The sequence below is a fragment of the Moraxella lacunata genome (assembly GCF_002027545.1).
Lineage (GTDB): Bacteria > Pseudomonadota > Gammaproteobacteria > Pseudomonadales > Moraxellaceae > Moraxella > Moraxella lacunata.
Genome location: NZ_MXAN01000044.1, coordinates 20,475 through 44,379 on the forward strand (window position 1 = coordinate 20,475; position 23,905 = coordinate 44,379).

General features: G+C 43.1%; 19 protein-coding genes and 1 tRNA gene. 7 read left to right on the plus strand and 13 right to left on the minus strand.

Annotated elements, in window-relative coordinates:
* Positions 1 to 208: 208 nt before the first annotated feature.
* From B5J94_RS06485 to B5J94_RS06495, 3 genes are all read left to right on the plus strand, one after another.
* The gene (locus B5J94_RS06485; protein WP_062498472.1) at positions 209 to 1,663 is read left to right on the plus strand and encodes a M16 family metallopeptidase; all 1,455 of its coding nucleotides are present in this window, start codon (positions 209 to 211) and stop codon (positions 1,661 to 1,663) included.
* A gap of 558 nt (positions 1,664 to 2,221) precedes the next feature.
* Positions 2,222 to 3,700, plus strand: a complete 1,479-nt coding sequence (locus B5J94_RS06490; protein WP_062498473.1) for a M16 family metallopeptidase — start codon at positions 2,222 to 2,224, stop codon at positions 3,698 to 3,700.
* Between the two features lie 431 nt (positions 3,701 to 4,131).
* Positions 4,132 to 4,848: a 16S rRNA (uracil(1498)-N(3))-methyltransferase gene (locus B5J94_RS06495; protein ID WP_062498474.1), complete on the plus strand. Its 717-nt coding sequence runs from the start codon at positions 4,132 to 4,134 to the stop codon at positions 4,846 to 4,848.
* On the opposite strand, the gene B5J94_RS06500 is transcribed toward B5J94_RS06495, so the two are convergent.
* From B5J94_RS06500 to B5J94_RS14350, 8 genes are all read right to left on the minus strand, one after another.
* On the minus strand, positions 4,845 to 5,192 hold the full coding sequence (locus tag B5J94_RS06500; protein ID WP_062498475.1) for a RidA family protein: 348 nt from the start codon (positions 5,190 to 5,192) through the stop codon (positions 4,845 to 4,847). The genes B5J94_RS06495 and B5J94_RS06500 overlap by 4 nt on opposite strands.
* A gap of 172 nt (positions 5,193 to 5,364) precedes the next feature.
* On the minus strand, positions 5,365 to 6,618 hold the full coding sequence (locus B5J94_RS06505; protein ID WP_062498476.1) for a D-amino acid dehydrogenase: 1,254 nt from the start codon (positions 6,616 to 6,618) through the stop codon (positions 5,365 to 5,367).
* A 339-nt stretch (positions 6,619 to 6,957) separates the two neighbouring features.
* Positions 6,958 to 7,818, minus strand: a complete 861-nt coding sequence (locus B5J94_RS06510; protein ID WP_062498477.1) for a CPBP family intramembrane glutamic endopeptidase — start codon at positions 7,816 to 7,818, stop codon at positions 6,958 to 6,960.
* A 1-nt stretch (position 7,819) separates the two neighbouring features.
* The gene (locus B5J94_RS06515; protein WP_062498478.1) at positions 7,820 to 8,707 is read right to left on the minus strand and encodes an alpha/beta fold hydrolase; all 888 of its coding nucleotides are present in this window, start codon (positions 8,705 to 8,707) and stop codon (positions 7,820 to 7,822) included.
* Positions 8,708 to 8,830: 123 nt separating this feature from the next.
* A tRNA-Leu gene (locus B5J94_RS06520) sits at positions 8,831 to 8,915 on the minus strand.
* Positions 8,916 to 9,118: 203 nt separating this feature from the next.
* Positions 9,119 to 11,524 carry a TonB-dependent receptor gene (locus B5J94_RS06525; RefSeq protein WP_079364011.1) on the minus strand — a complete coding sequence of 802 codons (2,406 nt, stop codon included), beginning with the start codon at positions 11,522 to 11,524 and terminating at the stop codon, positions 9,119 to 9,121.
* Positions 11,525 to 11,649: 125 nt separating this feature from the next.
* Positions 11,650 to 14,118 (minus strand): TonB-dependent hemoglobin/transferrin/lactoferrin family receptor, encoded by a 2,469-nt coding sequence (locus B5J94_RS06530; RefSeq protein ID WP_062498479.1) that lies wholly within the window; start codon positions 14,116 to 14,118, stop codon positions 11,650 to 11,652.
* A 94-nt stretch (positions 14,119 to 14,212) separates the two neighbouring features.
* Positions 14,213 to 14,356 (minus strand): hypothetical protein, encoded by a 144-nt coding sequence (locus B5J94_RS14350; protein WP_169838808.1) that lies wholly within the window; start codon positions 14,354 to 14,356, stop codon positions 14,213 to 14,215.
* A 296-nt stretch (positions 14,357 to 14,652) separates the two neighbouring features.
* Between B5J94_RS14350 and B5J94_RS14755 the strand changes: the two genes are divergently transcribed.
* The 3 genes from B5J94_RS14755 to B5J94_RS06545 all read left to right on the plus strand — a co-directional run bounded on the left by B5J94_RS14755 (position 14,653) and on the right by B5J94_RS06545 (position 17,047).
* Positions 14,653 to 15,294, plus strand: coding sequence for a hypothetical protein (locus B5J94_RS14755; RefSeq protein WP_228144544.1), 642 nt, complete (start codon positions 14,653 to 14,655; stop codon positions 15,292 to 15,294).
* A gap of 206 nt (positions 15,295 to 15,500) precedes the next feature.
* A complete protein-coding gene (orn, locus tag B5J94_RS06540; protein WP_062499725.1) occupies positions 15,501 to 16,085 on the plus strand; it encodes an oligoribonuclease in 585 nt (194 codons plus the stop codon).
* Between the two features lie 35 nt (positions 16,086 to 16,120).
* Entirely contained in the window at positions 16,121 to 17,047 is a 927-nt protein-coding gene (locus B5J94_RS06545; protein WP_062499723.1) for a matrixin family metalloprotease, read from the plus strand.
* A gap of 10 nt (positions 17,048 to 17,057) precedes the next feature.
* Here the strand turns inward: B5J94_RS06545 and B5J94_RS06550 are convergent, their stop codons facing one another.
* The 5 genes from B5J94_RS06550 to hslO form a co-directional block, all read right to left on the minus strand.
* Positions 17,058 to 18,650: a hypothetical protein gene (locus B5J94_RS06550; RefSeq protein ID WP_143821924.1), complete on the minus strand. Its 1,593-nt coding sequence runs from the start codon at positions 18,648 to 18,650 to the stop codon at positions 17,058 to 17,060.
* Entirely contained in the window at positions 18,610 to 19,266 is a 657-nt protein-coding gene (locus B5J94_RS06555; protein ID WP_062499719.1) for an OmpA/MotB family protein, read from the minus strand. The genes B5J94_RS06550 and B5J94_RS06555 overlap by 41 nt, the downstream gene beginning before the upstream one ends.
* A 12-nt stretch (positions 19,267 to 19,278) precedes the next feature.
* Entirely contained in the window at positions 19,279 to 21,174 is a 1,896-nt protein-coding gene (locus tag B5J94_RS06560) for a MotA/TolQ/ExbB proton channel family protein (protein WP_062499717.1), read from the minus strand.
* 21 nt (positions 21,175 to 21,195) lie between these two features.
* Positions 21,196 to 21,588 carry a hypothetical protein gene (locus B5J94_RS06565; RefSeq protein WP_062499715.1) on the minus strand — a complete coding sequence of 131 codons (393 nt, stop codon included), beginning with the start codon at positions 21,586 to 21,588 and terminating at the stop codon, positions 21,196 to 21,198.
* 298 nt (positions 21,589 to 21,886) lie between these two features.
* Positions 21,887 to 22,789: an Hsp33 family molecular chaperone HslO gene (gene hslO / locus B5J94_RS06570; RefSeq protein ID WP_062499713.1), complete on the minus strand. Its 903-nt coding sequence runs from the start codon at positions 22,787 to 22,789 to the stop codon at positions 21,887 to 21,889.
* A 283-nt stretch (positions 22,790 to 23,072) separates the two neighbouring features.
* On the opposite strand from hslO, the gene aat reads away from it, so the two are divergent.
* Positions 23,073 to 23,810: a leucyl/phenylalanyl-tRNA--protein transferase gene (gene aat / locus B5J94_RS06575; RefSeq protein ID WP_062499711.1), complete on the plus strand. Its 738-nt coding sequence runs from the start codon at positions 23,073 to 23,075 to the stop codon at positions 23,808 to 23,810.
* Positions 23,811 to 23,905 lie beyond the last annotated feature (95 nt).

Below are 23,905 nucleotides of genomic sequence, written 5' to 3' on the forward strand. Positions count from 1 at the left end.
TGCTAAACTATAACCTTTTGCAATTAGGAATTATCATGAAAAAATTCACGCTCATCATCGCCTTATGCCTGCCTTTAATGCTCATGGCGTGTAGTGCCAATAACGGTCAAGGCGTACGCCCCACCGCCAGTATTTTGATTGGCAAATGATTTATCTTTAATGGGTAAAATTTCAAATCAATAAAACCGCCAAACTCATCGGAATGTCTATGAAAACCTTTAACCGCCTTGTTTTATCCTTATGCGTATCCTTGGGATTATTATCCCTAACCGCTTGCCAGCACGCCCCAACAGCCATGCCCCAAGCCCCAACCGCCCTTGCTACCACTCCCCAACAAGAGCTAAAACTTCTCGCCAACATTCACGAATACACGCTAGATAATGGCTTAAAAGTCGTCATCAAAGAAGACAAACGAGCTCCTGTGGTCATGACCCAGATTTGGTATGGCGTGGGGGCAAATGATGAGCCTGTGGGCAAGGGCGGACTGTCGCACTTTTTGGAGCATTTAATGTTCAAGGACACGCCCAAGGTATCTAGCGATGAATTTAGCCGTCTTATCAGTCATTATGGCGGTAGTAATAACGCCTACACCAGTTCAGACGTTACCGTTTATCATGAAATTTTGCCCGCCAATCGCTATGCCCTAGCGTTGGAGCTAGAAGCCAACCGCATGAAAAACGTGCTGTTTAAACCTGAGCAGATAGAAAGCGAACGCCAAGTCGTCCAAGAAGAACGCCGTTCTCGCACGGACGATAACCCCATGGCAAAAGCGTGGGAGCGATTTTCATCATTCGTCTATGGCGACACGCCACGGGGTCGCCCCATTATTGGGAGCATGGCGGACATTGAAGGCTTGACCATGGATGACCTAAAACACTGGTACGCCACATGGTACGTCCCCAATAACGCCACGCTCGTCATCGTGGGCGACGTGGACAAAGACGAAGCCCTAACTCATATCAAAAAATATTTTGGCGACATTCCCAAAGGCGACCCCGTACCCGCCCGAGACCCTGCCCAATTCATCCACGCTGATGACCTAAACGCAGGCAAAGGCGGTGTGAGCGAACGCCATATCGTCATCAAAGAAGCCGTCCAAGTTCCCACGCTGATTTTGGCATGGCAAGCCCCGACTGTATCTGGCCTAAAACTCACCAATCACCACACCGCCGACAACGAGCGAGAGCTGTTGGCATTGGGGCTGTTTGATGACGTGCTAAGTGGCGGAGCGTCTGGTCGATTTGCCAAAAATTTGGTCAAAAAAGAACTCGTTACGTCCGTATATAGTAGTTATGACAGTACAGGCTATGGGGACGGCTTTTTTATGGTCATGGCAACGCCAAAAGCAGGGGTGAGCCTTGATGAAACCAAACGCCTTGTCTTAGATGAGATAAAACGCACCATGGCCGACCCCATTGACCAAAAAGAGCTTGACCGTTCTATGGTTGCCACAAAAACCGCCTTGGTGTTTGCGTCCGAAGGCGTATCAGGGCAGGCGGATTTGCTGGGAATGCTAAAAAATGAAAATATCCCTTTTGGCAAAATCCAAGAAGAATTGGCAATTCTGCCCACCATTAGCACCGATGAAATTAAAAACGCAGGCAAAAAATACCTAAGTGATGAGCGTATGTATAGTGCTTATATTTTGCCAAAAGATGAATAATAGATTTAGGGTTTTAAAATGGGGTATTGTTCAATAAAAGACTTCCTGCAAAACCCTGAATTAAAGAAAACCGTTCGTGGTGAGCTTGTCGAACCATGACGGTTTTCCGCTACCCTTCGACAAGCTCAGGGCGAACGGAAAACTAGTTTTGCAGGAAGTTTAATAAAGATATATTTTAAAATTTAAACGTGTAGGGGCAATTTATTCGCCCAAAAATCAATCCGTTATCACAGGGCAAATGTGATTTGCCCCTACAAATCCCCCAAAGGTATGGTTAATTAACAATGCCAAAAATTGATAAAAATTATGGGTCAAATTTAAACAAAATAACGATTAAATTTTACCAAAATCATTTTATTGAAAAGATAAATAGGTATTGTTAAATTTGGATATTTTAAAATAGCGTATTGTTAAAAAACCCCATATTTTAAAATTTGGATAGTAGGGGCGAATCGCAATTCACCCAAAATCAATACATCAAAAACCACAAATCAACAATGCCAAAATGATTTATATAAAATCAACCATTAAAACCCCAACCCAATATCAGGAATTACCATGAAAAAACTTACCCCAATCGCCTTAGCCTTATTCCTTATCAGCCACACCACATGGGCGGACGGTCATCATCATGCCCCTGTCGCCCCAAGCGATAAGCCTTTGCCTGTGCTTGATAGCCTAAAAGATGACAAGCCATTGGATTTAAAAATCCCGCACATGGAGCGGTTTGACGTGGACGGCGTGTCTGTGATTTTTACACCCATTGATGAACTACCGATTTTGGACATTAGCTTGACCTTTAAGGGCGGTTCTGCCAAAGATGACACCATACGAGCGGACGGCTATGGCATTGCTGGCATGACCGCCACCATGATGACCCAAGGCACAACCCACCTAGACGAGAACACATTTGCCGAAAAAGCCGAACTGCTGGGCGTGGTATTTGGGGCGACTGCCTACCGAGACACGTTTGTTTATGCGTTTAGAAGTTTGTCGGACGACAAAGAGCTGTATCCTGCCCTTGATTTGTTTGCCGACATGATACAAAACCCCCGTTTTGATGAAACTATCCTAAAACGCAACCAAGCCCAAGCGGACATCGGTTTTGAGCGTGCCAAACAAGACCCCGCTCATGTGGCGAGTGTTGAGTTTTTAAAAACCATGTATGGCACGCATCCTTATGCCGTATCCACACATGGCACACAACAGAGCGTGGCGAGCATTAGCCGAGATGACCTAATCGCCTATAAAAACAAATACTTAACCAAAGGCAACGCCCACATCGCCATCACAGGCGACATCAGTGCCGATGACGCACGCACCATCGCCAAACGCCTGATAAATGCCTTGCCCCAAGGCGAGAGAGCCACCGACTTGCCCACGCCCATCGCCCCCAAGCCACAGCACGTCCATATCCCCTATGACAGCATCCAAACGCACGTCTATATCGGACACATGGGCGAAAAAGAGACCAAAGATCCTGTGGAGCTACAAAACCGCACCAATTTTAGCCTTGCCAACAGCGTGCTGGCAGGGGGTGATTTTAATGCCCATCTTATGAAAGAGATTCGAGACAAGCACGGCTACACCTATGGCATCACAGGTGCTATGAATGTCTTTGATGAGCGTGGCTATTATCGTATCAGCTTTTCTACCCAATCGGACAAAGCAAAAGAGGCGATCATCAAAACCTTAAAAGTCATTGAAAACACAAGAAAAAATGGCATCAAAGACAGCGAATTTAACCTAGAACGCACCAGTCGTAAATACGCCTATCCCATGAGCCTTGCCACCAATACCGCCATTCACAACAAAGCATCTGAACTAAACTATGACAATTTGCCTGACAGTCATATCACTGATTATTTGGTGCGATTGGACAGAGCAACCCCAGAGGCGGTCAATCAATCGCTAAATACCTATATCCGCCCTGATGAATTTATCATCGTTACCATTGGTAAAGAAAAACCTGATTTATCAAGTGTGTTTAAACAAGATAAAAAAGAGTTAAAAAAGGTTGATTTAAAAAAGAGATGAGTTATTTTTTGGATAAATCCGTAGGGGCAAATTGCAATTTGCCCAAATCATTATCAATTTATAATATCCATCTTTTAATATACACCTAACAAACTTAATATTTAACACAGGCTTTGTAGGGACTGGCTCCGCACGTCCTTTGATAACATGCCAATTTTTATAGGCGTGCACAGCACGCCCCTACACCCAAACTTCATTATGTTTGTGGTAATTTTAAAGCTTCTCGGGTGTAGTAAATTAACCCCAATTCACACCAATTCTACATTTTTAAACAATACTTTTGTAGGGGCGTGTTGAACACGCCCATTGGTGTATTTTTAAGTTAAACAATCATAAAATAAACATAAAATCGGCAAATAAAAATAAATGAAATATTAAATCATTTTATGGTTGCCAATTTATTTTTAATAAATCATTTCAAAGGCGATTTCATGCGTTTTTTTGTAGATATGCCCCTAGCCGTACATGACACGATAACCCTGCCTGATGACGTGTATCATCATTGGACAAAGGTTTTGCGGGCAAATATTGGTGATAGTGCCACACTTTTTAACGGGCAAGGGGGCGAATACACCGCCACGCTGACCCACATTGACAAAAAGTCCGCCCATGTGCGTATAGATGACTTTAACCCCACCAATCGCACCTTGTCTTACCGTGTTACCCTAATCCAAGCGATGAGTAAGGGCGAGCGTATGGATTACACCATTCAAAAGGCGTGTGAAATGGGCGTGTCCGCCATACAGCTCATCACCACCGAACGCTCCGAGCGACTCAGATATGAGCGTGATAACAAAAAACTTGCTCATTGGCAAAAAATCGCTGTCTCTGCCTGTGAGCAATGCGGGCTTAATATCATCCCTGCCATTTTGCCCCCTGTGGCACTTTCGGACTGCCTAGCAAGTTGTACCGATGAGCTAAAAATCGTCATGAGCCTAGCGGACGACGTGCACCGCTACACTCCAAAAGCCCCCTTGCCGTCCACGATAGGCATACTGGTCGGTTCAGAAGGCGGACTGTCCGATGATGAGATAGATGAGTGCCACAAGCATGGCTTTTTGTCGTGGACGATAGGCGAGCGGATACTTCGTACCGAGACGGCAGGGGTGGTGGCGTTGGCAGGGCTACAAGTGGTGGGGGTAGATTAGATGCCTGCCGTTACCACAATCTCAACCAGCCAGTTGGGATTTACCAAATTTGCCTGAACCGTGGCACGAGTGGGCGGAACGTTGCCTGCTATCCAAGCGGCGTATTCGGCATTAAATTCATCAAAATCTTCTAAATTTTTGATAAACACCTGTGCGGTTAAAAGGCGGGATTTGTCCGTGCCTGCCTTGACTAAGGCTTTGTCAATGTTGGCTAGGACTTCACGAGTTTGTCCGACGATATCAAGGCTGTCATCATCAGGTACTTGCCCTGCCAAATAGACCACGCCATTATAAATGGCAATTTCGGTGATGGTGTCGTTGCTGTCAATTTTTTGAATGTTCATAACATTTTCCTTAAAAATAAATGGTGTTGTTCAATAAAGAAACATTTTAAAATTTGGACGTGTAGGAGCAAATTGCAATTTACCCAAAAATCAACGTTTTATCAAAGAGTAAATGTGATTTGCCCCTACAAATCCACCCAAAGGTGTGTTAATTAACAATATCAAAACTACATTACTTCTGATAACGGCTCATATCTAAGCCTTCCAATGAAATCTCGGCTTGTTTGCCCGTAATGATATCACAAAGCAGTTTACCAGAGCCGCATGCCATTGTCCAGCCAAGCGTGCCATGCCCTGTATTGATGAATAGGTTGTCAAATTTGGTCGCCCCAATGATGGGTGTGCCATCTGGGGTCATCGGACGTAGCCCTGTCCAAAATTTGGCATTTGGTAGGTCGCCACCGTCAAACAGACTTTTTGTAACCATCTCTAAAGTCTCGCGGCGGGCAGGGTTTAATGACAAATCAAAGCCCGACAGCTCTGCCATGCCACCTACCCGAATGCGATTGTCAAAACGGGTGATGGCGATTTTGTAGGTCTCATCAAGCACGGTAGAGATGGGGGCTTTGGTCTCATCGATGATGTCAGCGGTCAGCGAATAACCCTTGACAGGATAGACGGGCAAATTCAGCCCAAGTGGTAAGAGCATGGCACGGCTATAACTGCCCATCGCCATCACATAGCCGTCTGCTGTCAGCGTTTCGCCACCTGCAATAATGCCTTTGATGGTTTGATTTTCAAAGATGATGTTGTCAATGTTTGTGTCAAATTTGAACGTCACGCCAAGCGATGTACAATGCTCGGCAAGGCGTTTGGTAAATAAATTACAGTCGCCCGTTTCATCATTGGGCAATCTTAGACCGCCCAAAAGCGGAGCGGTAGCATAAGCAAGAGCAGGCTCGGCATTGACAAGCCCATCTGCGTCCAGTATCTCATAAGGCACGCCACATTCTTCTAGTACTTTGGTGTCAAGGTGCATGGCTTGGATTTGGGCAGGTTTACGAAACAGCTGTACCGTGCCACCTGTACGATGTTCATAACCAACACCAATCTCATTACGCAAAGTACCGATACAGTCACGGCTGTACTCAGATATCCGCATCATGCGTTCTTTGTTGATTTGATAGCGTATGGCGTTACAGTTGGCGAGCATTTGACGCATCCATGTCATCTGAAAGGATGTGCCATCAGGGCGGATGGCAAGGGGGGCGTGTTTTTGCATGAGCCATTTGACCGCCTTTTGGGGGATTTTGGGGGCAGCCCAAGGGGTTGAGTAGCCGGGGGAGATTTGTCCGGCATTGGCAAAACTTGTCTCCATCGCCACATCTGATTGGCGGTCAATGACGGTAACTTTTGCCCCTGCTTTGGCAAGATAATAGGCGGTAGTCGTGCCAATCACGCCCCCACCCAAGATAATGATGTCCATAAAATACCTTGATGATGACTTGTAAGTAAATTAAGGTGTGCCTGCCTTTGGTATTTGCAATGAAAAATGCCTGTTTAAAAAAGCAGGGGAATCGCACGTTTTTCAAGGAAAAAACGTAGGCTGTAAGTCTTCTATCAAGCAAGTTTTTGACTTCGAGCCACAAGATTTAGCCATTTTTCATGCAAAAATCGATTAAAATTGTCAAATTTTCATCGTATTTTATAAAAATGCTATCAATGGCAGGCACGCCCTAGTATGTTTTCCCAGTTAAAGTCTGTAATTAGGGTGTGCTTATAAATAGTATAACAAGCTCTGATGGCAAAGAAAAGGGCTTTTGAGTCAGCTTGCCAAATACACCGCCATTGCCATGCCATTATTGACCATGTGCATGAGTATTGCCATGACCAGTCCGTATTTGACACGGATAAAACAAAACAGCAACGCCATGGCAAAGATGACGGTCATGCCAAGCAGGTCGTATTGTAGATGAACGAGTGTAAAGAGCAGACTGCTTATGAGACTTGCCATGAGTGTGGATTTGGCGATGCTAAAACCGACCAGACGGATGGGGGTTTGCTCGGCACGATGATGATGAAGCAGTCCACCAAATATCAACCCCCGAAACACCAGCTCTTCGTAGATGGGGGCGACCACCACGATGGCGAATATGAGCAGGGGCAGGGACTCATCTGTGATAAGCCCATCCAAAAAATCCATGGGCGAGCTATCCAAGGCGGTCAAGATAATCTCACTTACCGCCATAAATGCTATCATGCCTATGAGACTGACGACAAAGCCCCGAACGCCCATCGCCTTTATCCCGAAAAACTGCCAAACAGCCCCCCAGTGATGAGCTGATGGGGGCTGATGGGGCGTGCCGTGGCGTGCCGTTTTGCTTTTAAATAGCACCAAACCTACGGCAAACAGCGTAAAGGCTAGGGCAGTGATGACAACCGAAATGGCGACCACCACGCCGTTATTTGAACCGAGTGTGATGAGTGTGGCGGTATCTAGATTTTGTGCTTGTTCATAATAAGCCAGTGAACCGATGTATGTGCCAATGATTTGCAGGGCAAACATGCCAAATAGGAAAAATAAGCACAGTCCTACCAGACCCAGTGGCGAAAATTTAATCACAGATTGATGTGATTGTTTGGTTATCTGTGTCATCTGTGGGTGAGTTCGGTTAAGATGGGGCATTTTAGCAAGTCTTTATTTGTTGGGCGATGATGTCTAGCACAAGATGGGCGGTGCTGTCTGGATTTTCTAAGGGAAACATGTGTGAGCCGTCCACATAGATGATGGGGATGCCCCAATTGTCATGAATGGCTTGATATGAACCTATGTGGGTAAAATAACTGTCCTTACCAGCGATGAGCGTGGTAGGGCGGTAGATGGTCAGAGATTTAGCCCAGTACAAAGATGGTATGGTGCGAAAAATGCCAATCTCAACCCCCTTGGTGATGGCGAGTGTGAATTTGTCGTCTTTGGCGGTCAGTCCGTGCCTGATGTAGTCATCAAAGGCACGCCTGTCAAAGGCTCTAAATAATCCCTTTTGGCGTAGGCTGTCGTGGGCGTTCTGTCTGCTGTCAAAAGTGTCTTTGCGATATTTGGATTTACTGGCAGGAGAGATTTTATCAACAAAATAATGTTGAGACCCTGTCAAGGGGCATAGGGCGTCATCCATGATTTTGGAGAGCTGATAAATTAGGCTCATTTTGCCCATGAGTAAAGATGGGTCAAGGGCGATGAGCTGACTGATGTGCGTAGGGTCTTTTTCGCATGCCTGCATGGTCGTTACTGCCCCCACAGAATGCCCCACAGCAACAACATGTGGCACACTGTGTTTTTGGCAGGTCTGATGAATGTTGTCTAGTACCTGATGGGTCAGTTTTTGCCAGTGATTATCTGGCGGATAATCAGGATGCATGCCAAAGAGTTTAATATACTCAATGCTAAATACCCTCTCCCAACGCTCAAACAATGATGTATAGACCTGGGCGGGAAAGCCATTGGCATGAACGAAGTGCAGTACAGGTTTGCCTGTCAAGGTAGATTTGGGTAGGGTGTCAAAAGGCGTGGTTGTCATGATGCCCCTTTCATGATATGGATGGCGTGCATTTATTGTTTTATAAGGACAAATGTTTATAAGGACAAATGAAATAAATTTACACACAAAAAACCCAACCGTTTTCACGATTGAGTTAAAACATGGTGGGGACGGAGAGGCTCGAACTCTCACAGGTCGCCCCGCTGGAACCTAAATCCAGTGCGTCTACCAATTTCGCCACGTCCCCAGTTGGTCGCTCATTATACAGCAGTATGATGAGATGTCAAGTTTTTTATTGCAGTTTTTTAAAAATATGTCTAAAAATATGGCTAAAAATATGGCGAGCAAACAGCATGCCAAATTGGGCTTTGACCATCTTTGATTTGCCATCAAAAAACCATCGAGAATATGGTTTGCCACGATGGTTTTTGATTTGGATTTTATGATTTGTCAAAATTTGAAATTTGCCCCGAGCATAAAGTTTCGCCCCATTTGTGGCATGTCTGGGAAAAATGTCTCGTGAGCAAAGACTTTATCGTTTAATAGATTGTTGGCATTAAAAAATACCTGAACCGAGCCTGGCTTATCACTTGGCTTGTGCTGATAGTTAAGCCCCAAATTCACCAAGTTATGAGCTGGGGTTGGGCGTTCAAAATTCGCCAATTTATCTTGTTTAAAGGTATGGCGATATTCCAAAGACCCTGACCAATTTGCATTAACATTGGCGGTTAATTTCATGCCAAGGCGTTTTGGTGGCAGTCTTGGCGTATGGCTGTCTGGCTGTTTGATGAGAGGACGGTTGCCATACGCATCGGTTCTGCCTTGTTTGTCAGGCAAATTGGTGAGTTTGCCACGAATATAATCACCAAATAACGCCACATGATACACATCATTAATCTGATAACCGATGTTGGCATCAAATCCATAAAATTTCGCCGCTGCTTGTTCATAGCGTGCGGTTTTTAAGTCTTTATCATGACGCATGCCACGCAAACCTTGCTTATACTGCGACAATGTTTGTAAAAACACATAGTTATCAAAATCATAATGATAGCCACCAAGACGGTAATCCCATTTATCACCTTGAAATGTCAGCCCCAAATCAATGTTGTTGGATTTTTCTTTGTTTAAAAAGCGGTTACCAATTTCAAAAGAGTTGGTGGCAAGGTGCATGCCGTGAGCATACAATTCCTGAGCATTGGGCAGGCGTTCTTGATGCGACAGATTAAGCGATAATTTATGTTTGGGCGTTAATTGTAAATGCGTCCCAACAGCATACGAGCGTGCGGTTTGTTTTTGGGGGTTTAAAGTACCGCTGTCAAGCAATCGTTTAAAGCGTATGTCTGGTTCATGAGCGGTTGCCAAACCTAAGTTTAAGCTCTGATAAATGGCGTCTTTGTCATAATCCATGGTGATGGTTTGTTTCTCAATGCGAGCGGCAGCGTCAACTGTCAGCTTGTCATTGGGCTGGTATTCTTCAAACCAAAACACACTGCCTGTCTTGGTTTTATTATTATGTAAGATGTTTTGGGTGTCTTGTTTATTGCCATCTTCATAACGAGGTGGCACAAGTCCGCTATTTTTTGAGGTGAGATAACCTATCCCAAACACCCCGCTAAACTTGCCCATCGGCGTATGAATGGGGGTATGCGAGGCTTCCAGACGCCACACATTGGCTTGATTATCAAAAAAGCTGGTCTTCTCACCCCCATCTATCTCATCATGATGATAATCTGCTTTGCCCATGCTGGCTCGGATTTTATCAATGCCAGCAAACGGTGCATTGATTTGCCCTTGCACATCATAACGCTTCATTTTCAAATCAATCCACGGTTTGCCATGCTCGTGGTCATGGTCATGAGCATGGTCATCATGTGTATGGCATTCAAGCCCTGCATTGTCAAACTCTAAGTCATCATTTTCCATCAAAAAAGGATACAAACGCAAATATGGCTTGTATTGTAAGGCGGACTGAGAAATGCCATGTACGCTACATTCTTCATATTCATGTGAATGGTTGGGCAGGCCATATTTGTCTCGGCGTAAGCTCACCGATGCCCCCAAAAAGCCTTGATTGCCAACCCATGACACGCCAAGCGTTCCTGCGTTTGATTTGGCATGGCTGTCTGGCAGATGCTTTAAGGTGTCTTTATAGATGAATTCTGGCTGAGTGTCATCGTATTCAGATTCTTCGTTAAAGACATGGCGGTCAAAGCGTGGCGTTTTATAGTCTGCTGCTTGTTTGGACAGCCCTGCAACACGCACTGCCACATGCTCTCCCAGTGGGGCTTCGGCACTGGCGGTGATTAATTTTTCACGGTTGGCACTGCTAAGACGCACCGCCAAATCACCTTGTAATTTGCTGGGCAATTTGCTGGGTATTTTGTCATCAACGACATTGACCACGCCTGCTGAGTTGCCAGAGGCGTACAACAATGCACCAGAGCCTCGCACAATCTCCACCTGTTTTGCCAGTGTGGTATCCACCGCTATGGCATGGTCTGGCGATAACCCAGACATGTCCACAACCTCTGAGCCGTTTTGTAGGATTTTCAGGCGTTTACCCTCCTGCCCACGAATGATGGGGGCTGAGGCACCGCCACCAAAATGGTTAGAATGAACACCAAGCTCGCCTGCCAAAGCATCGCCTAGGGTGGTTGCGCGCTGTTTTAGCGCTTCACTTTTTATAACCGTGTCGCCGACTTTGCGTACGCCTCCCAAAGCAAGACTTTCTAAGGGTTGGTGCTTAATATTAATGATTTCATGCTCAAGTTGAACCGTCGGTACATCATCGGCGAGGGCATGATGGCTTAAAATCAGTAAAATAGCCAACGGCAAACGCTTATAAGCAGTCATAAGAAAATCTCCATTAATCAAAAATAAATATTATAACATAACATTAAATATAGTTACAATATAACAAAATAATTGACAAATAAAAAAAACCCGCCATCAGGGCGGGCTTTGTTACTGAGTATTAACTAGAACTCATAGGTTAGCGATAACGCGTAGTTACGACCAGGGGCATAAAACCGCTCTAAGCCTTGACCTTGTCTGTCCACCGAATTGCTTGACCCTGCCTTGCCTTGGTCAAGTGAGTTAATGCCACGCAAGCTGTCCCAAGTGTGGTATTTTTTATCAAAGACGTTGTAAATCCCTGCACGCAAAGTAACATTATCTTTGATGTTGTAATAACCAAACACATCAAACGTTACCGCAGATTTATTAAGCCATTTGTAGTTTTCAACTGTGGTGTCAGGTACTTCTGTCAAACACGTTGATGTGTCTTGACCGTACCAGTCTTTTTTGTATTCTAAACAATTGGATATTGCACGCACATATTGAGCATCTTTGGCTTTTTTGCCACCCATGTAGGTTGTGCGAGTAAACACGCCCCATTTGTCCGTTGGGCTTTCATAGTCAAGTCCTAAAACCGCTTTCATGGGTTGGATAGAGAGTAAACTGGCATTTTGTAACCCTGATAATTTGCCACGGCTATAACCGACATTCAAAGACCCTTTAAACCCTGTGGGCAGGGGCGTTACTTTGTCTAGTGCCAACTCACCTTTAAATTCAATGCCAGAAATATGGGCTTTGTCTGCATTCACCATTTGTTGATAATAGGTTGGATAAGCTTTTCGACACGCATCACCACCCCAATAATCACAAAAAATTTCATCGTAGTTTTTGTTGGGTTCGTACTTGATTGTCTCTGTTTCAAACAAAAAGTCTTTGTAATTGCTGTGATAAATGCCCACGTCTAGCTTGCCATAATCGCCGTTGCCTTGCAAAAATAGCGTGTGATTTAGGCTTTTTTCGGTTTTTAGGGTAGGGTTTGCTGACCAGTTGCCAAAGCCACTTTGGAATGTAAAAAACATCTCGGACGATGTGGGATTACGATAGCCTGTACTGGCAAGATAGCCCGCTCGCCATGTGTCATTTAGGCGTTTGTCCACACCAAACTGTCCTGTCCAGTTTTTAAAGGTTGCTCCATTCATATCTACATTCTCGCACAATACCCCAAAGCCGTACTTTTTGCCACAAGTAACATCAAGGGGTTGTGGTTTGATTTTTTCGTGGTCGTAGCGTAGCCCTGCATTGACCGACCAAGCATTACCAAAGCGGATATTATCCTGCAAGGTAAAGCCGTATTGACGGGTGTTCATGGGGTGCTGAATGGTGTAAATCTCACGGTCAGTCATCACGCCTGCACTGTTATAGATGTCATCGATGTTGATGTTTTTAAAATCTCGTTCGGCAACAAACACTTTGGCACTCATGCGATGTTCGGTGTTTTTAATGCCAAAAGTCGGCGATTCTACCCCAATGCTTAGACGTTTGTATTTGTTGTTAAATAATCGGTCGTCCAGATTGACAAGGTGTGTGCGACTGTTATCGCGCCAGTTTTTATTACCCTTATAATTGATAGAACGGTTATCGACTTTTTGATAATCAATGTCGGTGCGGATTTTGCTTAAAAAGTTGGTATTTAGTAGCCATTCATGATAAAGATTAGTGTTGGTAATGTCTTGCTTATCGGTAGCATCACGCCAGTACGATGTTAGCGAATATGAATGCTCGGTGGTATCCGATAAATTTTTCGCTCCATTGACTGATAAGCCGACTCTGTGGTCGTCATTGATTTGCCAGCCCAATTTTGCCAAATAGCTCTGATTTTTGTGCTTTTCGGGGTCGGGTGTCATGCGTGAAGCCCCATAGGTGGCGTACTCTTGACAAGCGGATTCGCTATAACAGCTGTACCAAGGCGTAACATCACTGCCACGACTTTCAGTCTCACGCCCACGTCTTTGGGAATATACAAGTGCCATGTCTATGATGCCGTTATCATAACCCATGCCAAGCGTGTGAAACCATTCGTTATTTTTGGTGGCGTATCCTGTGCGATATATTCCGCCAAAATCCCCACTTTGAATCAAATCGCTCGCTTGCAAGGTGCGATAGTTCACACCCCCGCCCAAACTGCCCCCACCCATGTTAAAAGAGTCAGCACCTTTGACCATGTCGATACCACGAACCAGCTCAGAGTCTAGCGTAACCCGAGAGCTGTTAAAGTTGCCATAACGCTCATACAGTGAGTTTTCTTCTGAATCAGGAATACTCACCCCGTCAATGGCGACTGCCACTCGGTTGCCTTCCACCCCACGCATGGCAAAACCTTTTAAACGGCGACCGCTATCAGCAATACCGACATCAGGGCTATAACGCACTAAATCTTTGGTGTTTTGGATAAGTTCTTGGTTTAGCTCTTGCCTAGTAATGATTTCTTTGCCCACTTCCTCTTGGGGCGTGCGACTAATAGTAATCGTCTCATGTCCAAGATGAACTTCGGGTTCTAGGCTGTCATCAGCATGAGCCTGTATGGTGTGGCACATCATGGTGGGGATGAGTAGGGCGAGCAATGATTTTTTGGGAAAGTTGTATTGACGCATAGAGCCATGCCTATAAAAATAAAACAAAAGTCCTGTGGGTATTATCAAGCTGTAAGATTAGGGCGTGCCTGCCCTTTATAACACTATTCACAATTCAGATATATTTTAGAAATAAATTAATCGTTTTTGCATGAAAAATGGTTAAATCTTGTTTTTCATCGTCAAAAACTTGTTTGATAGAACGACTATCAAGCTTCACTTTTTCCTTGAAAAACGGGCGATTTTTCTCATTTTTCATTGCAAATACAAAAGGCAGGCATGCCCTACATACAAAATGACAACAAACAAGGCATTTTACTTTAAAAAATTATCTTTGTAAATAATAACAGTTATTATCTTTATATTTATTTGTAAAAATCTAGCAAATGCTTTTATTTGATGTTTGGGTGTTTATCGCTTAAAAAAAATAAGCGTATGATGATGGATAAAAGGGAAATACAGCTTGGCAGTTTACTTGAAATTTGCCGACATAACCGCCATAATATAAGGATGGTTTTTAATGATATATAAAGTACGCTAAGAGTAGGCAATCTTATGGCAAAGCAATCCGACAAGCAGGCAGAGCAGGGCGTGATGACAGATGATGTGTCTGTCTCTACCCAAACGCACTCGCAAGACAAACCCAAACGCACCCGCAAGAAAAAAGACCCAGCAGATGTCGCCCTTGATGTACAAGTAGGCGATGTGTCAGCGGTGAGCGACACCGCAGGTCAGCCAAAAAGCACAAAAGCAAAAGTCAAGGCAGACCAAACCAAAGCAAAACAAGCCAAAACTAGCCAGACCAAAAACACCGAAGATACTGACAGCCAAGCCGTTAAGCCAAAACGCACCCGCAAAAAAGCGGTTAAGGCAGACATCAGCGAAGAAGCTCACGCACAGCAGGCGGTTGATGAGTCAGCCACGGATGAGCGGGGCAGACCACGTTTTGGTGCCAAAGAAGCCATTTTGGAATTTGTTGAAGTGGAAAGTGGCTCGCTCGTCCTGCGAGAAGTGGGCACGGATGAAGCGTTGGTGAGCATTGCCTTTGCTGATAAAGTCAAGGACATGGTCGGGGCGGAGCACATCCAAAGTATCGGTCAGCACATGATTTCGGCGGCGATAGCCACGGTCATGGAACGCCAAATGCGACAATACCATGCCCATGTCTATGACGAAGCCCCCAAGCGATTTAGTTGATTGGTTGGTTAGGGCGTGCCTGCCCTTTATAACACTATTTACAACATAGAAATATTTTACAAATAAATCAATCGTTTTTCATTGCAAATACAAAAGGCAGGCACGTCCTAAAAATGGGGCGGTTGTCCCATTTTGTTTTTATTCCTTGCTTTTTCCTTTATAATATCAGATTATCCAAGAGATAATTTACCCAAATTAGGAACATCATGTCCAAGATTCATATCACGCACCCCAAACCGACCCAAAAACCCAAAAAAGCACTCATTTGGATTGACCTAGAAATGACAGGGCTTGACACCCAAAAAGATGAGATTATTGAGATTGCGACCATTGTTACCGATGACAATCTCAACATTCTTGCCGAAGGTCCTGTCTTTGCCATCAAAGTGCCTGATACGGTGCTAAACGGCATGGACGAATGGTGCACCCGCCAGCACCGAGAATCGGGTCTTACCGACCGTGTTCGCCGTAGCACGGTAACGTTGGCAGATGCCGAGCAAGCGACCATTGAGTTTTTATCAAAGTGGGTAGATAAAGGGGTATCACCCATGTGTGGCAACTCCATTTGTCAAGACAGACGGTTTTTGGCAAGACAAATGCCCACGCTTGAAGCATTTTTTCATTATCGCAACTTAGATGTGTCTAGTGTCAAAGAGCTGTGCTATCGTTGGCGACCCGATGTCGCTCGTGGCTATCAAAAGGGCGGTACGCATTTGGCATTAGATGATATCCGTGATTCTATTCGTGAGTTACGTCATTATCGTGAGCATTTTTTTAAATTGTTGGATTGATTTAGCGGTAATTATTCTTTGATTTGAATAAATAAATGACATTGTTAAAAATCATTCGGCTGATGATATTGGCAGGCGTGGTGTTGGTGCTTGGGTTTTTCTCGTATCAGACCCACACCGAGCCACAGGTTCGCCACAACAGTTTGATTCATCGGCTGACTTATCCGACCGATTTGCGAGTGCGGTATCGTATTGGCGATGTGGACGAGCGTTTTGGGTTAAGTCATGACGAAGTCAAACGCCTTGCTCATGAAGCGGTGATGATATGGCATGACGGCACGGGTCGGCAGTGGTTTGTCTATGATGACAGTGCAAAAGTGAGTATCAATCTCATCTATGATGAGCGACAAATGGAGACCACGGCACGCCAACAAATCAAGCAGGAGCTAGATACCCTACAACAAAATCACAGGCGAGACTCGGACAATCTGGCACGCCAAAGACAGGCGTTGCACGATGAGTTTAGCCGTCTGCAAACCGAGCTGACCGCTTGGCAAGAGCAATATAACCACACCATTCATCTCATTAATCACACCCATGACCCAAACGAACGCCAACGCTTGCTAGGCATAGAAAAGCAGTTGCGAGCCAATCAACAAGCCCTAAATGCCAAGATTGATGTTTATCGGCTCTCCCAAGACGCCTTTAACCAAGCGGTAGATGACATCAATCACAAGGCAGGACATATCAATCACGCCATTGACCATGCCAGTGCTCGCCTAACACCCCGAGAGTTTCATAAGGGGCAGTTTGATGGGCATAAGATTGATATTTATGAATTTGAAAGTATTGATGATTTGCGGTTGGTGCTGGCTCATGAGTTGGGTCATGCCCTTAGTATCGGGCATAATGACGACCCTACTGCTCTTATGTACCCCTATGCCAATGAGCAGGATTTGCATAGTTTTGAGCTAAAACAGGCGGACATTGATTTGTTAAATGAGCGGACGTTGTATCGCTAAATCCATTAATTTAACCATGTCTTTCATGGCGTTTATGGTAACTGATGGCATAAATGTCCAATGCGTCTTGACGGTGGGATTTGTTGTGCCATTCATTTAATGCTTTTAGTCTGTCTTTGTGTTTTTGTTTTGACCATGTCTCTTTTTGGGTATTTTCAATCAACGAAGGAGTAATGACAAATCTTTTTTCGTCTGACATATTTATATAAAAATCTTCTTTGAGTGTTTTTGCCATATCACTTTGCCATAAAAATTTATGGTCATGAATAAGGCAAGGAGTTATTTCTGAAAATACCTGAGAATTAAATAATGTCTGATTTAAAGAATTGTCTATCAAATCAAAATCAATCGTTGCTAACAAGTCCACTACCGAACCATAACTGACCAAAGGTTGTATAAAATAACATTGGCGAAATCTTATTAATATTGTTGGGACATTATAATTCTTATTGGTCTGATTGTCATTCATATATTTTAAATTGGTGTCTTTGATATTGTAATACTTTGCTTTTTGAGAATTTGGTATTAATAAATAATAATCCAAAATGTGTTGCTGATAATTTTTCCAAAAGATATATCTATTAATAGAAATACTAGAATTTTCCTGTATGTTTTCATTATTTATTTTGGCAATCTCTCCAACCATTTTTTCAAGCTGATAATAATTACCCGCCCCAAGCCAACAACGTAATATTTGCAAATGATGAACATCAAAACCACTCATAAAATCAGGATTGGCACTCCATTGTTTGAGCCATTCAAAAATATCTTTAAATTGGTGGGTTTGATTTTCTAAGGTTGCCAAATTTTTGCTAAAAAATTTATGGTCAAAAATTGTTTTTGCTCGTTTTATGGCAAAATCTATATTTGTTCTTTGGTTTAAATAACGTTTGATGACACCAGATTTTAACGTAAGTTCGTTGTTCTTTAAATTTAGATAGGCAGACAGCCATTCTTGTTCACTGGTTTGTCGTATGGACTTTTTGATACCAAAGGCATATTTATCAAACATCTCTTTACAGGTCATGTCATGGTTTAATGCCAATAACGCCAAATTTTTTCCACTATCTGCTAAGACATTTTTAATAAATTCATATAAAAATTTGTCTTGCCATAATGATTTGTCAGAGATTTTGATTTGTTGAATAAGCCTTTTTAATAATGCTTGATTTGCGATGTGGTTTTTTGTTTCGTCAGTTTGTATCAATGAAAACAAAAAAATCAAGGTGGCATTTAATGCGTGATTATGGTTGAGTGCCGACTCCAACCAATGAGCGGAGACTTTATTAAGATTAACGATGTTTTCCTCATCATGAGAGACAGTTATTAACGCCAAAACATCTAATACATTAAAGTCGTCCATAGGCATAAATTTAAGTGTATTAAATACGATTTTTGCCCGACTATTTAAATCTAAATCTGACACATTAATATTTAATACGCTCAAATCCAAATCTTGCCAAGGTTTAACATCAAAAAGCGATTGATAAACTGGCATTGTTAGGTTATCGGCTGTAATATGAGAAAAATCCACTTTAAATTGCATGGCTATAGTCCATTTGTCATTGATTGCTTTTGTTTTCAACATATTTGACTGGGTCATCACTACTTACGCTAAATGTATTTTTGAAGTCAAAACGAAATAACACTTTTCTATCCTCATCACTTGGGTTGTCATTAGCATCATTTTTACCACGTCCTACCGCAGTCATTTTTTGTAATAACTGCTGTTTATGAGCAAATTCTGGCATACTATCAACATATAATAAAATGGCATTGGCACGGCGAGTGGATAAATCCATGTTTTGGGCATAGCTCCCCACGCTGTCAGTATGTCCCTCCACAATAAGTCGGTTAATTCTGTCTTGTTGCTCTGGCGTTAAATCATGGAATATCGCCTCTGCATAGACAGGAATAAATCTATCTAATAATGCTTTTCCTTCTGGGGTTAATGTTGCTTGCCCAAAACCAAATGCCACATTTTCTGCCAAAGTAATATCGCCTGTTTTTGCATTAAAACGAATGTCAATATTTTTATTTTGCAGAGCTTCGGTTACACCCTTGATAATAACAATTTGGTCGTTTTTTTGCATCACCAAAATGGCAATACTCAATGCCAAAAATATCGCCATAAGCCCCGTCATCATATCAGCCAATGCAATCCAAGTGGTTGCATCTTCTTCATGGTTATCAAATTGCTCATCATCATAAATTATCATGGTTGCTCCCCATTATTCATGATGATGTTTGCTATTGGCAACGTTCAATAATACCGCTGCCGATGTAATCATCTCTTGCATGGTTTTATGCAAGGCTTCATTGCCTTCGGTAAATTTCTTAACATAAGCGTCATTTAAAGACCCAAAGGCTTTGGCAAACTCTTGTGGCATGGTTTCACCCAACTCTTTTAATGCGTTATTGATTTTTTCATTATATTCGGCAGTTTGTCGTAATTCACGAATAATTTGCTGATTACCACCATTGAGATTGGTGGCAATGGTGGTCATTTGGTTAAGTAGCGGGTTGTAAATGCTGTTTGCTCTCTCAATCAAATCATTCATTTGTTTATTTAAATCTTTTTGGGCGGTTTCCATCTTCTCAAACTGCCCTTTTAATTGGTCGGCAGTATCTTGCAGGGCTTTTGATTGTACACCTAGGGTTTTTTCAAGTTGCTCGTTTTGTTTGTCAAAAAAGTCTGTCAAACTGGTGTCGTATTGCTCTCTAAATGCTTTTAGCTCTTGTTGTAATTGCTCGGACAAACCTTGTAACGTACCGTCAATCTCGCCCATGGTTGTTTCTAATGCTTTTGCACTGTCATTAATCAATCCGCTGGCTCTTTTACCTGTTTCTTCTAGCTCGGTATTCATGCGATTTAGATGAGAGTCCATGTTGTCATTAAAGTTAGTTAATATACGACTTAATTCACCCACTACATTATCAGAAATATCAGTAATCACGCCTTGCATAGCATCATTCATCTTATCTGTGGTTTTTTCAATGGCTTGGGTCATTGATTTGGTGGCGGTTTCCATGCCGCCTTCAATCGCAGGTTGGATTTTATCCAAATTAGTTTGTAAGTCTATGTTAAATTGATTTAATGTGGTGGCTTGACTTTGTTGAATACCTTGCATATCACTAACAGACGTTTTCATGGCTTGCACCAAAGTATCTGTTTGGGTAACAAACGTAGTCATTTGTCCGGTAACTTCGCCCAATTTTGCAATTAACTGCTTGTTGGTTTGTTGGCTTTCTTGTACTGCTGACACGACCCTATTTGTAGATGTGGTTGTTCTTTGAATTTCATCTTTAATTGGCGTTAGCACTTCTGTTTTTAAATCTTGTAGTAAAGTACGAATGGTATCATTGTTATTATTTTCAAGGGCGGTTTTTATGTCGTTTAATGGTTCTAATAATAAATCTGACATTTTAACCGCAATCACATCGCCCAATTTATCCATATCATAGCCTGTCTCCATATTAGCAATAGCACCAGTCATCTGACTAATACTGGTATGTAATGCACCAAATGTATTGGCTTGATTGTCTAATAGATTGGTTTGTTTTCTATTGTCTGTGGCGATGATTTCCAATAATTGTGCAACCGAACGCTCATTTTTGACAAATAAACTGTTCTGATTTTTTATCTCATTCACCGCTTGATTTAAAAAATGACTGTGCTGGTTAAGATGTGTAATGGTTTGATTGTTGTATTCATCTATTATCTCTTGTCTTTCTTCTATATTTTCTTGATTTTTTAATTTTCTATCTTGTATTCTGTAATTATTTAATGCTGAAATATAAAAATTAGCCACCATAAAAAATATGGACGAACCAATACCTAAAATAGAAAAGCTAAATACAGGTTTTAGTTCGCTAACAAACTTGGTAACAGTTTCTGTATTGCTGATGTCTAATTCAGATAATGCCAAAGTTAATCCCGCAAACGTACCAAATAATCCTAATGCGGTCATGATACTGGGGGCGAATTTTAAAATACTGGCAGAGCGAGCATTGTAATAGGAAAGGGCGTAAATAAACACAATGAAGAATATAACTGCTGATGCCATCATGACAATAGAAATGGGCAGATTATGCTCCATTGCCATGTTAAAAATAGAAAAATCCATAAAATATCTCCAATAATACCATTAAACAGGAATGCCAAAAAATACCAACTCTGTGTGGGTTAAATGCTCTTTTAAGACACGTTCAGGAATGTGGTTAAAATGAGTGGGATTATCGTTGTGGGGGTATAAAGAATAAATCAGCTCGCCCACTTGCTGACTTTCTGCCTTATCCACCGACAACACCAACTCACAGGGCGTTTGATAAGTCTTGGCGTGATCGTAAGCCAATCGTAATGCCGTGATTTGGGCGTGAGTTTTTTGGTTTCTAAGCAGGGTTTTTTGGGCGGTGTGATAGGCAAGCTCATCTGGCTGGTCGTGATATAGCTCATCTAGGGCTTGGTCATCGTACTCATGCCAAAGCGTGTTAAATTTTTTGGCGACATGAAGCCAATCGTGCGGGCTATGCAAATCCATATTTTTTAAACGAATGTATGAAATCTATCGTTATAGCATATGTAATGTAATTATTGTGTGAAAATTTATAAACGTATCAGGTGTTTTTTGTCAAAGTTTGGGGTGTGTCCACCATTGATAACATTTTGTGAAATATGATAAAATTTAACGCTTTAAATTGGTCTTGTATGAAAAATAGGTGATTGCCTTGTTTTTTCTCAACAGAAATTTTCATTACAAATATAAAAGGTAGGTACGCCCTATTTTTCACCAATAAAAACCCACTGCATGACAGTGGGCGTTGGTGGAGTGGGACGTATTATGCAAATAACTGCTTAATATCATCTTTATCAAAACGGTATTCCCTGCCACAAAAACCACAATCGAGCGTGAGTGTACCGCCATGAGCGTCCACGACTTCTAGGGCTTCATCATGCCCTAGTTGCAAAATCGCCCCTTCGCTTTTTTCGGGCGAACAAGTACAAGCAAAGCCAAGCGGGGTAGGTTCGGGCAGTACCACGTCTTCTTCGTGATACAGGCGGTATAGGATTTCATCGGCAGGCAGTTCGGTCAGCTCGTCCGCCTTGATGGTGCCAGTGAGTACGCTTAGTCTGCCCCATAGGTCGGGGTCGTTTTCTTTGTCGGTGTCCGATTGGGGCAACAGTTGCATGAGCAGTCCGCCTGCTGTGGTCTCATCGGTGGCAAGTTTGATGATGGTGGGGATTTGGGCGGATTGTTTTTGGTAATGGGCTAGGCACTCGCCTAAGTTGTCGCTCACACGCTCGACAATGCCTTGATAGCTCTCGCCAAAGTTGGGGTGAATGCTGATAAATAGCACGCCTGTTTTGATGACGGCAAAAGCGTCATCACTGGTGTAAAGTGATTGCCAGAACGCCTGTTTGTCATCGCTGTTGTCAAAACTTGCCAACGCACGCACCGCCCCCAGCTCTTGTCCTGATGAGTGGTCGCACTCTGCCATGGCAAAACGCAGGGGCGAGCTGTCGTCTGATGATTGCAGTTGAATGGATAATTTGCCGTCAATTTTGAGCGTGCCGATGAGCAGGCTTGCCGACACCAGCATCTCACCCAATAAGGCTTTGATGGCAGGGGGATAATCTTTTTGGCTAATCACGGTGGTAAAACTGTCGGACAGTCGCACCACATCACCACGCACGGGCGAATGCTCAATAAAAAAGCGTTGGCGATAATCTTTATTTAACATAATGTTCTCTGTTTTGTTGAATTGAAAATAACACTTGCCATTAATGGGGGTGTGTTTTAAAATTTAAAGCGGTCTGAGTGATGGGTTGCTGGCGGGGGTGGATTTTTATTTTATAACATTGATAAAAATAGGCATTTGTTAAATAAGACGTTTTTAACATGATAAATGGGAAAATGAAATTTACCCAAAATTAACGACTAACTATAATTTGTCTTGCCAATCCATTTTTAACCATAATTTATCACGCCTTTCATTATTTTTAAATTTTAAATTAACCGTTATCATGATAAACATTCACCAAATCCACGCCTTAGCCGATGATTGCCCTTATGATTTTAGACAAGGGGTGCAAGCCTTGCCTGATGACCAAGAATGCTTGGGTGTGGGGGCGGATTTGTCGGTGGCAACGCTGTTGCACGCCTACCGCTCTGGGGTGTTTCCGTGGTTTCATGATGAACCAATAGCATGGTGGTCGCCCAATCCCAGATGCGTGCTAACGCCCAGCGACTTTAATCCTAAAAAATCGCTCATTCGCAAGGCTCGCCAGTCCACATGGACATTGACGACCAACCACGCCTTTACCGATGTGATACAGGCGTGTAGCGAGCCACGAGCCTATGCCGATGAGACGTGGATAGGGCATGAGATGATACAGGCATATACCGAACTGCACGAGCTTGGCGTGGCGGTAAGTGTGGAGATATGGCAAGATGAGCCACTAACCAGTGCCTTGATAGGCGGACTGTATGGGCTAAATATCGGGGCGATGTTCTGTGGCGAGAGTATGTTTCATCGGGCAACGGACAGCTCAAAGGTGGCATTTTGGGGGCTTATGCAGTTATGCCAAAGGCAGGGCGTGGCACTCGTGGATTGCCAACTGGAAAATTCGCATTTGATGAGTTTGGGGGCAAGCCTGATGGATAGAGATGAGTTTTTGGGTCGGTCGGATACGCTCATGCGTACGGGTGTGGCAGGACTGGGTGGGCAACGGTTTGTCATGGCGGTGCGTGAGCTGTGTTGATGGGTTGGTGTTTCTGTATTGCTGTCTTTGTGTCTTGCTATTTTATTGATTTTATTCTGACAAATTTATTTTAACATACACTCAACAAACCACAA